Source organism: Sunxiuqinia sp. A32, assembly GCF_052690465.1.
In genome coordinates this window covers 1-15,818 of the sequence record NZ_JBQYLI010000035.1, presented here as the reverse complement: position 1 = coordinate 15,818, position 15,818 = coordinate 1, and the positions used below count along the sequence as shown (strand labels likewise).

Below are 15,818 nucleotides of genomic sequence, written 5' to 3'. Positions count from 1 at the left end.
CGAAGATTGATAACTTTCAATCTTTTTCCCACTCTTCGCTGAAAATAAAAAGAGGCCATCTCTTTTGAGACAGCCTCGCGTATATAAGTGTTTATAATCTTTTATAACAACTTTTTCATTTCATTTTCAATATCATTATAAAGTAGCTTGCTGATGGTGCACAATGGTAAACGCACCGTGTTTTTGCAAATGCCAGCAACTTCCATTGCAGCTTTAACACCTCCAGGATTACCTTCTTTAAACAATAATTTGAATAAGTCGATCATTTCCAAATGCAATGCGCGAGATTCTGCAAATTTTCCTTCATTTGCAAAATGAATTAATTGACTGAGTTTTTTAGGTAAGGCATTGGCCATAACAGAAATGACACCAATTCCACCCACTGCTATGATCGGTAACGCTAGTACGTCGTCACCAGAAATTACAGCAAAACCCTCCGGTGCATATTTAACCATTTTAGCAACTTGTGATGACTCGCCGGAAGCTTCTTTAATTGCAATCGCATTAGGACAAGTTTCTGCTATTTTAATAGATGTGTCGTATTTCATGTTTACCCCTGTGCGTGATGGCACATTGTATAAAATGACAGGAACAGGACTAGCATTACAAATCATTTTGTAATACTCAAACAATCCTTTTTGAGAAGGTTTATTGTAGTATGGAGTTACTGATAAAATCCCATCAATTCCGTCAAAATCAGTACTTTCAATGCTTTTTATTACTTTTTGTGGATCGTTGCCGCCAATTCCAACAACCAAAGGTACCCGTTTATTTACCTTTGATTTGACGCATTTAACCACTTCCAACTGCTCGTCGGTAGATAGAGTAGGGGTTTCGGCAGTAGTTCCCAGTGCAACCAGGTAGTCCATGCCATTACTGATCTGGTATTCAATCAGATTTTCCAGTGCATCAAAATCAATTGATAAGTCTTCTTTGAACGGGGTAACTAACGCGACCCCTGCTCCTGTAAACGGGTGTGACATATTAATTTATAATTTAAAAATTGGTGTTATTCTCTAATTTTTATTTATTTCTTCTAAATAATGCAGTAGTTGTTCTGCCAAAAAACTGGGCTCTTTTCGATGGTTCACTTCAATCCGAAGATCAAAATAATTTGGTTCTGCATTTGACCAACCAGTTTTAAAATGAGCCTTCGACAACGCTCTTACTGCCTGAGCATATATTTCATCGGAAAGACTAATATCAATGAGCAAATCAAATGATGTGTTGATAAACTCTTTAACTTCCTCTGATTTAGGTATTCCATATCGGGAGAAATCTTTCTTCGTGAATACGGATTCTCCTTTTATAGAGATCAATTCATTTGAAAAACAAAACCCGGTAGTTTCAACATTATGCTCTCTAAGTTTACTAATCAGCTGCTTGTAGACTGCACGATCATCACAATTCCAAAGTATACCTGCAGTCTTTGCTTTGCCAAGATTCATGACATCAACCGTTCTGTTCCTGTTTTTCAGGTTTCGGTTTATCAGCCAATGTGCTAGCTTACTTTTTAAACTCATAGATGCGCAAAAATAAGAAATTGTTTGTGATAAGCAGAGTAGAATGAACTAAAAGTCAGATAGAGTTAATAAAACATTTGTGAGTTTATTTTAATCTTCCAGCATTTTTAAAAAATCATCTTCACTAATCATTGGAATTCCCAGTTTTTGAACCTTTTCCAATTTGGAAGGTCCAATATTGCTGCCTGCTAATAAATAAGAGGTTTTCTTTGATATTGATCCAACATTTTTACCTCCATGTTGCTCTATCATTTTCTTGAGTTCATCTCTTGAATATTTCTCAAAAGTGCCTGATATAATTATATTTAACCCGACTAATTTTTCAGTTCGATCTGCTAAGCTGTTTTGATCCAATTGAAATTGTAGACCATAGGATTGGAGTCTTTTAATAATTCTTCTATTATCTTCAACTTCAAAATATTTGATGATACTTTCCGCAATTTTACCGCCGATTTCGTCAATATCTATTAATTGTTCATAGCTTGAATTTGCAATTGCGTCAATGCTAATCAGTTTGTTAGCCAGCTTTTTTGCAACAGTTTCACCGACAAAGCGAATTCCCAACGCATATAAAACCCGTTCAAAAGGAATTTGCTTTGATTGCTCGAGGCTTTTTAAAATTCGCTCAGCTGATTTTTCTCCCATTCGTTCTAAATGAATAAGTTGTTCAGCTTTCAATTCATATAAATCAGCGCTGTTGTGAATTAGATTTTGATTAAATAATAGATCGATCGTCTCCTGTCCCAATCCATCAATGTCCATTGCTTTACGGCTGATAAAATGCTCAATTTTTCCTTTTATCTGAGGGGCACAGCCAGTTTCATTCGGACAATAATGGGCTGCTTCTCCTTCTTGCCTTACCAGTTCAGTGTTACATTCAGGGCAACTTTGGATGAATTCAACTTTTGTAGACATCGGATGACGACAGGAATCATCAACCCCTACAATCTTTGGAATGATTTCACCACCTTTTTCTACAAAAACTACGTCATTAATATGAAGATCCAGTTTTTCAATAATATCCGCGTTATGCAGGGACGCTCGTTTTACTGTTGTTCCAGCTAATAACACAGGACTTAAATTGGCAACAGGAGTTACAGCACCAGTGCGTCCAACCTGGTAGCTAACAGATTCTAAAATTGTACTAACCTGTTCTGCTGTAAATTTATAAGCAATTGCCCAACGTGGAGATTTTGCTGTAAAACCCAGATTGTTTTGTAATCTTCGTGAATTTACTTTGATAACTATTCCATCAGTTGCAACGGGTAAATCATAACGTGCTTTATCCCAGTATTCGATATATTCAAATACTTTTTCAATTGAATCACACTTTTTTGTGTGTTGCGAGATTTTAAAGCCCCATTTTCCAGCTAGCTGAATGGTTTCAAAATGGCTGTCTTCCTTCAAATCTTCACCAAGCACATAGTAAAAATAAGCATCAAGTTGTCGTTTTGCGACTTCCGCTGAATTTTGCATTTTAAGTGAACCTGAGGCAGTATTTCGTGGATTGGCATATAGTTGTTCGCCTGCTGCCTCCCTTACTTTGTTCAACTCAGCAAATACCTCAAATGGTAATAAAACTTCTCCGCGAATCTCAAAAGATTCCGGATAGTCATTACCTTTCAGATGAAGAGGAATGCTGCGAATAGTCCGTGCATTGGCCGTTACATCATCTCCTTTTTCTCCATCACCACGGGTTACTGCTTTTGAAAGTTGTCCATTTTCGTACACCAGGCTCAATGATGCACCATCAAATTTTAACTCACAAACATATTCAAAGGGCTCAGTGATTAGTTTTTTTATTCTGTTGTCAAATTCGATTAATTCATCTTTTGAATAAGAATTACTCAAAGACAACATGGGGTATTTGTGTTTTACTTGAGTAAATTCCTGATTAATATCGCTGCCAACCCGTTGAGTGGGGGAGTTGGTGTCAAAGAACTCCGGATTTCCGTTTTCCAGCTTTTCCAACTCTTTCAGCTTCATGTCAAACTCAAAATCGCTGATGGTAGGCTGCGAAAGGACATAATATTGATAATTATATTCTTCGAGTTCTTTTCGAAGTGATTCTATTTTAGATTTTATTTCCAATTTATCCATTTCAAAAAATTTGCCTTAAAAATACGAATTCCGGTTAGAATACACTTCAGTAAATTTATTCTGATTTTGATTCTTTTTCAGGCCAGATTAGTGAACAAATAATTGCAAACAGAAAGGCTAGCAAATAACTGGATAATCGTTCAGATATTCCTGTTGTATCAACCAAAAACGTTTTCCAAATAACTGAAACAACTGTTCCGGTAATTAAACTTGCATAAACTCCGGCTCGTGAAAAGCGCTTCCAGAATAGCATTAAAACAATGGCAGGTCCGAAAGAAGCACCAATGCCTGACCATGCGTATGATACCAATCCATATACGGTGTCTTCCATTGAAGTGGCCAGAATAAATCCCAGAAAACCAACGAATAACGTAAGCCACTTATTAAACCGGAGCATTTTCTTCTCAGAGAGTTTCTTCTGACTCACGTTGGTGTAAAGGTCTTCACTAATTGATGAAGAAGCAACCATTAATTGAGAAGAAGCTGTTGACATCATCGCAGAAACCGCACCAGAGAGAAGGATACCCGCAAGAATTGGGTTTAATAGGGTAATAACCATTACAGGCATTATCTTTTCTGAATCGAGTGCTAGCTTTGAGGCAACGTTGCCTAATAACCCAGCCTGAACCAATCGGTATCCAATAAGCCCAATAAGAAATGCACCTCCATAAGCAAGTAAGGTCCAAACGACGGCTAAAATGCGTGCCTGAGAAGTTTCCTTTTTGTTGCGCATGGCCATCATTCTGGTAAGCAATTGAGGTTGACCCGTGTAGCCAAATGCCCAACTCAATCCATTGACTGCAAATATGAAGCCTGTGGCAGCTCCCCAATTTGTCAGCTGTTCATTGTACCAACTTTGTGAGCTTATTGCGTGAGCAATTTCAACATGGTTCTGAGCAGCTACAAACAATGCAATAATAGGCAGTACTACACAGGTAAATACCATTAAAATAGCTTGAAATGCATCTGTTGCAACAACCGTGATGAATCCGCCAAGCATTGTGTATGCGGTAACTAATAAAGAGCCAATAATCATTCCCCAAAATGGATCAAATCCGAATATATCATTGAATATCTTTCCCGCACCGTTGAATTGAGCTGCAATATAGAGTACAAAAAAGAAGATAATTATCAAGGCGCTTAGTGTTCCAATTCTTTTTTCTGTTCCAGGAAATCGACTCCAAAATAACCCGGCAACTGTCAGCGATTTATACTTGTCAGTTATTGCTTGCAAAGGATGGGCCATGAAAAACCACAGAAACAGAATACCTGAAACACATCCAATCGCAACCCATATTGCACTCATCCCTTCAGTGTAGGCATGGCCAGTAAGTCCTAATAAAAGCCAAGCCGATTCTCCGGTAGCTCGTTCCGAAAGTGCCAATGAAAATCCTGAAATCTTCTTTCCACCCAAAACGAAATCCTGATTGGTTCTAGAACGTTTTGAAGAATAATAGACAATTACAAGTAATACAGCCAAATATGCAATGAATACAGAAATCATATGTTTGGGTTACAGATTAGTAAAGATAAAAATTGAGTTTCAAGCAACAAAGAATAGGAACTTTTTCATCTTAAATGTTTATTTTGTCGTTCGAAAACGATAAACATACGATCATGAAAAGAATAATAAATACGGTTAACGCACCTGCCGCAATTGGACCTTATAGTCAAGCTATTGAGATCAATAATACATTATATATTTCAGGTCAGGTACCTATTGATCCCAGTGTCGGTAAAGTGGTAGCTGATAATATCACGGATCAGACTGCGCAAGTGATGAAGAATATAGGGGCAATTTTGGATGAAGCCGGATATAGTTTTTCTGATGTTGTAAAATCAACTTGCCTATTAAGTGATATGGCAAATTTTAGGGCAATGAATGAAGTATACGGCAGTTATTACAAAGAAAACCCGCCTGCAAGAGCTGCTTTTGCCGTAAAAGAGTTGCCATTGGGAGTGCTGGTTGAGATTGAAACCATTGCTGTAAAATAAACTCTTTTTTAATTTTAGTTCGTTTGTATTCTGTTGGTTCTGTTTTGTAATCGCAAACAGTCCATTGATTGAAAAATCCCGCTATTGTTTGATAGACTAACTAATTTTGATGTAACTATTAAACAATTGAGTCATGAAAAGAAAATTGGCAATTAGTGTTGTCGCACTTTTTTGTGCAATAACTTTGAGTACAGCAGGAGAAGCTGATTTTATTCAAGGAAAATCAATGACTTCTCTTGGAGACTATTCAATTAAACAAGCAAATGCACCATTAATCATTGATGGGTTGACATTTGAGACTTTCCTCTTAACCTATAAAAATGCTGAACGTCCTATCAAAATCGGCATTGAATCAAAAGGGAAGTGTACTAATTTTATCATTAAAGGGCCAAATTTTGAGTTGGAATACATTTGCAAAAGGGGAGTGTTCGGTGCTAAACGCATTAATCCAATCTATCGAGAAATAAATGAAAATGTGAACGATGCGGTAATTAGTTCCCCGGAAATGGAAGCGCAACAAGTGATCTCTGTTTTACAGAAAACAGAGGCGGAATTACTTGGGTTAATTGCATGTTATCTGCCATTGCTTATCAAAGAGGAATTTAGAGACCAAATTTAACGAATAACAGTTTTTGAAGTGTTAATGAAGGTGATTTGTCAGCAAACTACTTAGTTGAGCGTATTTGTGGTGAATAAATTGACCAAATGCTCGTTTGTCTGTTAAGTTAAGTAGTTGGTGGTCGAATGAATTATTTCTGCATAAAATCCATACTTTTAATAATTCATTGATATAGACTTAATCCTATTTTCTGTTTTGGAGAAATTGCTATCACCAATATTTAAGAACCGATTTTTCCAACACTTTCTATTCTGGTTTAGTTATGTGTTGGTCTTTGGTTTCCTATACGGAAAGTATGGGCATGATTACTTTTACTATTTTAAAGAATCGTTGTATATGCTGCCATTTGTAATGATTGCAGCATATACCATTATATATTTAATCCTTCCTACTTATTTGAAAAAGCGAAAGCTTTTTCTGGTTGCTATTGGATCTTTTTCTATCCTGTTTGTAGTGGTATTATTTCAGAGAATTTCATTAAGAATAATTAATGAGTTAGAGATTGATCCGAATAAACTGCTTGATCTTACATTTCTATATATGTTCTTGGAAACCAGTTTTATGGTCGGTGTTGCACTAGTTATAAAATTGATGAAAAATTCAATCAAGCAACAGCAGGAGAAACATGAAATTGAAAAACAAAATCTACAATCTGAATTGAAGTTGTTAAAGGCACAAATTCAACCACATTTCTTGTTTAATACAATGAATAATTTGTACGCATTGTCCTTAGACCAGTCCGTGAAAACTTCAGAAGGCATTGCTAAATTATCTGAATTACTCAGTATCATTTTGTATGAATGTAATGAATCTGTTATTGAACTGGAAAAAGAGGTAGCGTTATTGCAAAATTACATTGACCTTGAGAAATTAAGATATGGAAAACGGTTGAAAATTTCATTTGATATCGAAGGAAATATTCAAGATAAGCAGGTAGCCCCAATGCTTTTTATCACATTCCTGGAAAATTGTTTTAAGCATGGTAGTTCAAAAGATCCTAACTCTCCATGGATAAAAGTGGAATTGAAGGCCACTGAAGACGAAATTATATTCAGGGCGGAAAATAGTATCTATTCCAATGCCGAAATTGAGATTGATAAAAATGAAAGTGGAATTGGGCTTGAGAATGTTCGTCGGCGTTTAGATCTTTTATACGATGATAGATATAGATTAGAGATTAGAAAATTGAATGATAAGTTCATGGTGGAGTTGACGTTATCTTTTAAGAAATATGTCTAAGTTTTTATTCAATAATAACGTATTTTATAGGAGTATTAGACATTTGTCGTTATTCATATTTGCCTTGGTGGTCTTTAGTTTGATCGTATATTTCCGATCAGGAAAAGATGACTTTTATACAGCTTTTCTGGTGACTTTTCTCAACGCCCTTTTCTTTTTTGCTTACGGGTATATAACGGTGTTTCTATTGGTTCCGGCTTTGCTTTTTAAACGTTTGTTTTTACTATTTGTATTAACGTTTATTATAACTGGCTTTTTATTGTCATTTTTGAAATTATTCTTCTCTGATTTTGTTTATGCCACGACAATCACAGCTGGAAGTACTGATAATGCGATGATTACTGGCTGGCGATATTTAATTGTCAATACAAAAGATATGTCTTTCATTGTAGCAGTTTTTGCGGTCGCAAAATATACCAAAGATTGGCTGTATGCTGAAAGACAAAAGAAAATTGTAGAATCAAAAAATGCAGAAGCAAGACTAAAACTTTTACAGTCGCAATTTGACCCCCATTTCTTATTTAATACGTTGAATAATCTGTATTCATTGTCCATTCAAAAAAGTGATAAGACTGTTGGTGTGATTCATCGTTTTAAGATGATACTAAGATATTTGATGGTAGACATTCAAGGAGATCAGGTAGCAATGAAAGATGAAATAAAACTGATTAAGAACTACTTGTATCTTGAGCAAATGAGATATGGTGACAGACTGAAAATTGCAATGTCAATAAAAGCAGATGATTGCTCAAGCTATATTTCTCCTATGTTATTTTTTCCAATTATTGAAAATTGTATAAAACATGGAAGTAGTATTGATGCAGGTTCGCCTTGGATTAAACTGCAATTTCTATGTGATAATGGAAAATTGGCATTGATTGCAAGCAATAGTAAACCAACTAATCCGTCAACTTCCTCTCAACAGGTAGGAAGCGGCCTTAAAACATTGAAGAAAAGATTAGAAATTTTGTATCCGGGGGCATACAACTTTAAGATAGATGAGTTAGAACACGAATATCGTGTAAAACTAGAAATTGATTTACGTTGAATCCTATATTTGAAAATATTAATTTATCACGCAGGTCTAAACATATTTTGTTTTGGACTAGCTGGGTGCTGTCATTTACTTTTATAAAAAGTTTTGGTTTCTCGATTCCAACTTATTTTGATTGGTTAGTATACTATCTGCTAACGCTTCCAATATTTGTGACGCACACCTACCTGGTAGCATATTGGTTAATTCCCAAATTTTTCTTGAAAAGGAAGTACTTGGTAACCGTATTAATCGGGATGCTGTTACTGGTGATTTTTTCAGTTGTCGAATTGATTTTTGCCAATGAGATCATATTTAATCAATTAAGTACAGAAATTAAACCTGAAGTAAATTATTTCGAACTCAAAAATATTGTTATTAGTGGAATCGGAAACCATTATATCATTGCTATCTTTCTTTCTGTGAAGATATTGGAAAATTGGTATTCTGCTGAAAATAAAAAGAATGATTTGCATAGAGATACCTTGGAAGCTGAAATACGCTTGTTTCAAAATCAGTTGCACCCTCGATTCCTGCTAAGTACGATTGATTATTTGGAGAAAATTGCAGCGCAAAAGTCAGAAAAAACGCCAGACCTAATTATTCGAATCTCAAATTTACTTGGTAATGTATTTACTGAAGATTCTGCGGATATGATTAGCGTTCGAAAGGAAGTCAATCTTATAGAAAGTTACCTGGAAATTCAGAAAATTGTAAAATATGAAAAATTGGATGTCCAAGTGTTACGATCAGGCGATATTAATTTGAAGAAAATACCAACACTTTCATTTTTTCCTATTATTGAAAAACTGCTTTCTGCAATAAATGAAAATAGCGCCAATCAAACTTTAAAGATATTTATTCGTTCTGAAGATAACTATTTGCTATTTCATACGTCTTTGGATTGTTTGGGTGATGATCCATATGACAAAATGGTGGGAATTATTGAGAAAACAAAAAACAGATTTTCCTTTTTATATGGAACTAATTATCGATTTAAGTATGAATTTAGCAAGAGTATGATTGAACTTTCCTTTGAAATATTCGACCATGATTAACTTGCCAAATGTAAGATACCGGAAAATAAGATATTTAATGCATGCCTTGTTTTGGAGTGCATTTGTTGTTGTTGGTTCATTTATACTGGGCTATAAAGAGAATTATCCATATCGCTTCTATTTGATTAATTTTTTAGTCAATCTACCTGTTTATGCGTTATTTACATACGTAATAGTTTATGTTCTTATAAAAAAACTTTTGTCGCAAGCACAATATTTGATCTTTGCTTTTCTGACTGTGCTATTATTGATGTCAAGTACCATTATTAAGCTGTCTATTAATAAATTTGTCTTTTATCAATTTTTTATTCCAAAGTTTCTGCATCCTGAAGTATGGTTCAATGCTGAATTTATAATCATTAGTATGATGTGGCTTACTGCACCTACAGTAATATTTGCCGCTATTAAATTTTACAAAGATTGGGTTAAAAGTTCAGTTGAAAAGAACGAGATCGAGAAACGAAAACTAGAATCGGAATTGCAATTACTCAAAGCCCAGTTAAATCCACATTTTCTTTTCAATACGCTGAATAACCTATATGTCCTTGCGCTTCACAAAGACGATAAAACGCCTGAAGTAATTGCAAAAATCAGTGAATTGTTTCATTACATATTGTATGAATGTAATGCTTCCTATGTACCGTTGGAAAAAGAACTGATGCTTATTCAGAACTATATCGAATTAGAACAGATTAGGTACAATGATCGATTAAATGTCGAAATAAATAAGAAAATAGAAAATAATTCATACCTCATTCCTCCAATGATGTTGTTTACCTTTATTGAAAACTGTTTTAAACATGGTAGTAGTAAAGAACCGGGTGCTTCCTGGATAAATATTACTATTAATCAGAAAGGTAAAACCTTAAATTTCATCTCAGAAAATAGTGTTCCCGAAGTAAAAAACAACATTGAGAAAAATAACAGGGGCGTAGGGTTGGCAAATATTAGAAGGCGGTTAGAATTAATTTATCCAGGGAAGTATAAGCTACAAGTGAAAGATAACAAGTCGAAATTTGTTGTTCGGCTAATAATTAAGGATGAATATGAAGAATAGTCATACCATATTGCTTCTTATTCTTTCTACTTTTTTAGCCTCGTGTCTGAATGAGCAGGAGAGTGCGGAACTGATTCTACATAATTATATAACCACTAAGGAAAACCAATTTAAAGAGCAGGAAAAGAAAGAATCTTTGATGTTTTGGGAAGCTTGTTTAAGTGGTGATGAGTCCGATTATGAAAAAGTTACCGATGCTGCTACTAATTTTCAAGCAGAAAGCGGCATAGAACAAAGATCTTTTCAAATAGATAAATTCAAAAAGCTTGATCAAAAGATGTTTTCGGACAAAAAAGATCTGCAGTTTTTAACGAAAATGAAAAAATCGGGTGTCATTGAAGATTCTATATTAAAACGGCAACTGGATGTAATTTATCTGAAAATTTTAGGTGGTGAATTCAAAGCAGACAAGTATAAGAAGCTGGTTCAGATGCAAATGGATATTTGGCATCAGGCTCAATATAAAACACTTGAAATTGATAGTGAGAGATATACTGATAGTCAGATAGATTCCTTGAGAAAAGCATCTTCAGATGCTGGCTTTTTTAAGAAAGTGTTTGATGCCAGAAGAGAATATGCAAAAAACACCTATTCTAAGATCATTTCATTGATTAAACTTCGAAATGAATTTGCCAAAGAATGTGGATTCAATAATTATTATGAATTATTATTAACGGAACACGAATTACAAAAAGAGCAAATAAGTAATATCATTTTTGAGCTTGATACTATAACCGATGAAAGTTACCAGTCTGCAAAACAAGTGATTGATAAATTCTTAGCCAAGCGTTTCAATATTCAGAAAGAAGATCTAATGCCGTGGCATTATGTCGATGAGCGTCATATTTTCTTCCCTGTGAACTTTTCAAAAAGGTTGGACGAATTACTGAAAGGGAAAGATATTGTATCAATTGCTTCAAATTACTACAAGCAACTTGGATTGGATGTATCTGATATATTGGATGCCAGTATAATAAATTCTCCTAAAATAATGTCTCAAAAGGACTACTTTATTTGTATCGATTATCAGAAAGATATGAGGATAATGGCAAACGTAAGAAGTGACATGCAAGGATTAAAAATAATTATGCATTTACTTTCTCATGCAGTTTTTTATAAAAACGTATCTCATAAAATTCCATATTCACTTGTTTATCCAAACCTAATTTTGACAGAAGGAGTCGCTGATTATTTTTCTAATCGCATCATTAATTACGACTGGATTGAAAAAAATATTGGAATTGAGCCTAAGGATACATCAATGATTAAAGTTGTTTGTCGACATACGTATCAACTTGAAAAATTATTTAAAAGCCGAACAGTAATGGCATTAGCTGTTTTTGAACAAAAACTTTATGAAGACCCGGAACAGGATTTGGGTGAGCTTTGGTGGGATATAAATAATCAGTACTTGGGATTTGACAAACCTTCAGAAATACATCCATACGACTGGGCTATTAACGACTATTTTCTTTTAACACCGGGAACAGGACAAGCGAACCTTCTTGCAGATATTTTTGCCTCACAATTAGAAAATCACTTGTGCCATGAGTTGAAAGTGGATACTTTGGATGTGATTTCATGTATTGAAAATCAGAAGGTTGGTGAGTTGTTGAAAAATAATTTTTTCAAAAATGGTAATGTTTTGCCATGGAATAAACTAATTAAGAAAGCAACTGGTGAACAATTAACTGCTACTTACTATTATGAAAGCATAGCGAATTTATTTTAAAGCCTGAAGAATGAAAACAAAATGCATTATCGTCGATGATGAACCTCTGGCACGGGATCTGATTCGCGGACATGTCGAAAAATTGGAAAATTTTGAAATTATTGCTGAATGCAGCGATGCCATGAAAGCTCTAAATGTATTGAGGGAAAAGAGTGTCGATCTTATATTTATGGATATTCAGATGCCTCAGATTACAGGGATTGAATTCTTAAAAACGCTCAAAAATCCACCAAAAGTAATTGTAACAACGGCCTATCGTGAATATGCTCTTGAGGGGTTTGAATTAGATGTTGTTGATTATTTGCTGAAACCAATAACTTTTGAGCGCTTTTTGAAATCAATCAATAAGTTTTATCAGCTTAATCAGGATGACATACAGGTTGTTAACAATCAGGGGACTGATAATTTGGCTGATGAAGTGTTTATTTATGTAAAGGAAAACAAAAAGGTTGTAAAGATTCATCTTAGTGAAATACTTTACATTGAAGGTTTGAGCGAATATGTTCAGATTCACACGGAAAAAAGAAGGATTATTACTAAAACAAGTATGATTCACATGGAAGAGAAGCTACCAACTGATCATTTCCTTCGTATTCACAAATCTTATATCGTCTCAGTTCCAAAGATTGAAGCATTTACTGCAAATACCGTTGAAGTGCCGGATAAAGAGCTTCCTATCGGAAGAAGTTATAAAAATGCAGTATTAAAAGCGTTAAATTTTGCCGGATCTGTTAGCGGCATCTAGAATCTGATTAAATTTGTCATAAGTATTAGTTTAAAAGAATATTTATGGCAAACTCTATTTTTGAGAAATACCTTGTGCTAAATTCAAATTTGGTGAATGCCGAGGGAGTGGTTTTTCCTTTGGAATCAGCTGTCTACGAAGTATTGCGCGTAATTGGGGGAGTGCCATTGTTTTGGGAAGATCACTATCAGCGGTTGATTCATTCTGTTGAATTATCCGGATTCTCAATAAAGCTTTCCCAATCAGAATTTGCCGATCAGCTGAAAAGGCTAATTCTGATCAACGAAATAGCAGAAGGAAATATTAAAATTGATCTGTATCGAACTGAAAGATCAGTTGATATTTATACCTATTTTATTCCTCACAAATACCCGGATTTAACGACATATAAAATTGGGGTAGAAACATCGGTCTTGCATGCAGAACGAGCAAATCCAAAAGCAAAAGTTCATCAACATGGCCTTCGGGAAACCGCAAATAAACTAATTCAGACGAGAGGTATTTTTGAGGTACTGTTAGTTAATAGTAACAATCAGGTTACCGAGGGAAGCCGGACTAATGTATTCTTTTATAAAGATGACCAGTTTTATACTGCTTCCAGTGACCAGGTTTTATCTGGTATCACTCGTCAAAAAGTAATTCAATGCCTGAAGAACATGGGCGAAAAGCTTTTCGAGCGAAACATTCATTTGTCAGAAATATCGGAAATGAATGCAATATTTTTAACAGGAACTTCTCCAAAAGTTTTACCTGTACGCAAAATTGATGACATGATCTTTTCAGTAAAGCATAAGAAAGTGTTGAAACTAATGCAAACATTCGATCAATTTATAGAATCATATATTTCATCAAACAACGCAAAATTTTGTTCGTAAAATGAATGTGAAGAAATGAGTTTTCATGTCAGTTTTACATTTTTTGAAGGATCCGAATTGACGATTATGCTTATATTTGTGTGCTTCTCAATAAGCCGTTTTATTGTATAGATACTAAATCAAATTTTTGAAATTCATAAAGTTATGCCTGAATTTACTTATCAAAAACCATTTCCAATTCAGAAGGATACTACATCTTATCGTTTATTAACCAATGATTATGTTTCAACTGTTGAAGTTGACGGACGTAAAATCTTAAAAGTTGATCCCAAGGGGCTTGAGCTATTGGCAAAAGAAGCAATTTCTGATGTTTCTTTTTACTTGAGAGCACCACATTTGGAAAAGCTGAATAAGATACTGAATGATCCTGATGCGTCAGATAATGATCGTTTTGTTGCACATACGATGTTGATGAATCAAGTTGTATCTGCTGAAGGTGAACTACCCACATGTCAGGATACCGGAACAGCTATTGTTATCGGTAAAAAAGGAGAAGATGTGTACACCGGAGCTGTAGATGCTGAATACCTGTCAAAAGGAATTTATACTACCTATCAGGAACGAAATCTTCGCTATTCTCAGGTTGTTCCTTTTAGTATGTTTGAAGAAAAAAATACTGGTTCGAATCTTCCAGCTCAAATCGATTTGTATGCAGAGAAAGGGAGCGAGTACGAATTTTTATTCATCACAAAAGGAGGTGGGTCAGGTAATAAAACATTTTTGTATCAACAAACTAAATCACTGTTGACCGAAGAAAATCTTGCCAAATTTGTAAAAGAAAAAATTAAGGATCTGGGCACATCTGCATGTCCTCCTTATCATTTAGCTCTGGTTATTGGAGGTACATCTGCTGAGGCGACTTTAGCAACTGTAAAAAAAGCATCTGCTGGCTATTTGGATCATCTTCCAACAGAAGGTAACGAGGGTGGACAAGCTTTCCGTGATTTGGAATGGGAAGCAAAAATTGAAAAGATATGTCAGGAAAGTGAAATTGGGGCTCAGTTTGGTGGTAAATATTTCGTTCACGATGTACGTGTAATACGTCTTCCAAGACACGCAGCTTCATGTCCTGTAGGGCTTGGCGTGAGTTGTAGTGCTGATAGAAATATCAAAGCAAAAATTACTGAAGAGGGAATTTTCCTTGAAGAATTGGAGAAGAATCCTGCAAAATATCTTCCAAAACAATCTCCGGAATTGCAACCAGCAGTTGATATCGACTTAGATCGCCCAATGGAAGAAGTGTTGGCTGAATTGAGTAAATATCCAATTAAAACAAGGTTAAACTTGAAAGGAACATTGATTGTTGCCAGGGATATGGCTCACGCTCGTATTAAGCAAATGCTGGACGATGGTGAAGAGATGCCTGAGTATTTCAAAAAACATCCTGTGTATTATGCTGGTCCTGCGAAGACCCCAGTTGGCATGGCATCCGGAAGTTTTGGACCAACAACTGCGGGACGAATGGATCCTTACGTTGACTTGTTCCAAAGTAAAGGTGGGTCAATGATTATGCTTGCGAAAGGAAACCGTTCTCAGCAAGTAACTGATGCTTGTAAAAAGCATGGAGGTTTCTATCTTGGATCAATTGGAGGGCCTGCAGCCATCTTGGCAAAAAGTAATATTAAATCGGTTGAAGTAGTAGATTTCGAAGAGCTGGGAATGGAAGCAATTCGTAAAATTAAAGTAGAAAACTTCCCCGCATTTATTATAGTTGATGACAAAGGCAATGATTTTTTTGCATAAAGAAAATTACCAAATATAAAGGAAAAGAGGCCGTCTCAAAACAAGTTTTTGGGACGTTTTTTTTTTCTTTCTCATTTGGTTTTTTCCTGGTTCTATTTT

The 15,818-nt window shown here is 35.0% G+C and carries 14 protein-coding genes; 10 read left to right on the top strand and 4 right to left on the bottom strand.

Annotated elements, in window-relative coordinates; genetic code table 11:
- Positions 1-101: 101 nt before the first annotated feature.
- The 4 genes from dapA to ACUNWD_RS20590 form a co-directional block, all read right to left on the bottom strand.
- Positions 102-983 (bottom strand): 4-hydroxy-tetrahydrodipicolinate synthase, encoded by an 882-nt coding sequence (gene dapA, locus ACUNWD_RS20605; protein WP_445589761.1) that lies wholly within the window; start codon positions 981-983, stop codon positions 102-104.
- A gap of 33 nt (positions 984-1,016) precedes the next feature.
- Positions 1,017-1,523, bottom strand: a complete 507-nt coding sequence (locus ACUNWD_RS20600; RefSeq protein WP_445589760.1) for a DUF6913 domain-containing protein — start codon at positions 1,521-1,523, stop codon at positions 1,017-1,019.
- Positions 1,524-1,613: 90 nt separating this feature from the next.
- Complete coding sequence (gene ligA / locus ACUNWD_RS20595) at positions 1,614-3,623, bottom strand: NAD-dependent DNA ligase LigA (RefSeq protein ID WP_445589759.1); 2,010 nt, start codon at positions 3,621-3,623, stop codon at positions 1,614-1,616.
- Positions 3,624-3,678: 55 nt separating this feature from the next.
- On the bottom strand, positions 3,679-5,127 hold the full coding sequence (locus ACUNWD_RS20590) for a sodium/proline symporter (RefSeq protein WP_445589758.1): 1,449 nt from the start codon (positions 5,125-5,127) through the stop codon (positions 3,679-3,681).
- A gap of 113 nt (positions 5,128-5,240) precedes the next feature.
- Here ACUNWD_RS20590 and ACUNWD_RS20585 point away from each other — a divergent pair, with 113 nt between their 5' ends.
- The 10 genes from ACUNWD_RS20585 (at position 5,241) to ACUNWD_RS20540 (ending at position 15,719) form a co-directional block, all read left to right on the top strand.
- On the top strand, positions 5,241-5,618 hold the full coding sequence (locus ACUNWD_RS20585) for a RidA family protein (RefSeq protein WP_445589757.1): 378 nt from the start codon (positions 5,241-5,243) through the stop codon (positions 5,616-5,618).
- Between the two features lie 133 nt (positions 5,619-5,751).
- Complete coding sequence (locus ACUNWD_RS20580; protein ID WP_445589756.1) at positions 5,752-6,237, top strand: hypothetical protein; 486 nt, start codon at positions 5,752-5,754, stop codon at positions 6,235-6,237.
- Between the two features lie 195 nt (positions 6,238-6,432).
- A complete protein-coding gene (locus ACUNWD_RS20575; protein WP_445589755.1) occupies positions 6,433-7,476 on the top strand; it encodes a sensor histidine kinase in 1,044 nt (347 codons plus the stop codon).
- Positions 7,469-8,524: a sensor histidine kinase gene (locus ACUNWD_RS20570; RefSeq protein ID WP_445589754.1), complete on the top strand. Its 1,056-nt coding sequence runs from the start codon at positions 7,469-7,471 to the stop codon at positions 8,522-8,524. The genes ACUNWD_RS20575 and ACUNWD_RS20570 overlap by 8 nt, the downstream gene beginning before the upstream one ends.
- Positions 8,521-9,567 carry a histidine kinase gene (locus tag ACUNWD_RS20565; protein WP_445589753.1) on the top strand — a complete coding sequence of 349 codons (1,047 nt, stop codon included), beginning with the start codon at positions 8,521-8,523 and terminating at the stop codon, positions 9,565-9,567. The genes ACUNWD_RS20570 and ACUNWD_RS20565 overlap by 4 nt, the downstream gene beginning before the upstream one ends.
- Positions 9,560-10,624 carry a sensor histidine kinase gene (locus ACUNWD_RS20560; protein ID WP_445589752.1) on the top strand — a complete coding sequence of 355 codons (1,065 nt, stop codon included), beginning with the start codon at positions 9,560-9,562 and terminating at the stop codon, positions 10,622-10,624. Before ACUNWD_RS20565 ends, ACUNWD_RS20560 begins: the two co-directional genes overlap by 8 nt.
- Complete coding sequence (locus ACUNWD_RS20555; protein ID WP_445589751.1) at positions 10,608-12,356, top strand: hypothetical protein; 1,749 nt, start codon at positions 10,608-10,610, stop codon at positions 12,354-12,356. Before ACUNWD_RS20560 ends, ACUNWD_RS20555 begins: the two co-directional genes overlap by 17 nt.
- Positions 12,357-12,366: 10 nt before the next feature.
- Positions 12,367-13,101 carry a LytR/AlgR family response regulator transcription factor gene (locus tag ACUNWD_RS20550; RefSeq protein ID WP_445589750.1) on the top strand — a complete coding sequence of 245 codons (735 nt, stop codon included), beginning with the start codon at positions 12,367-12,369 and terminating at the stop codon, positions 13,099-13,101.
- Positions 13,102-13,145: 44 nt separating this feature from the next.
- On the top strand, positions 13,146-13,976 hold the full coding sequence (locus ACUNWD_RS20545; protein ID WP_445589749.1) for an aminotransferase class IV: 831 nt from the start codon (positions 13,146-13,148) through the stop codon (positions 13,974-13,976).
- A gap of 144 nt (positions 13,977-14,120) precedes the next feature.
- Positions 14,121-15,719 carry a fumarate hydratase gene (locus ACUNWD_RS20540; RefSeq protein ID WP_445589748.1) on the top strand — a complete coding sequence of 533 codons (1,599 nt, stop codon included), beginning with the start codon at positions 14,121-14,123 and terminating at the stop codon, positions 15,717-15,719.
- The last annotated feature ends 99 nt before the right edge of the window (positions 15,720-15,818 follow it).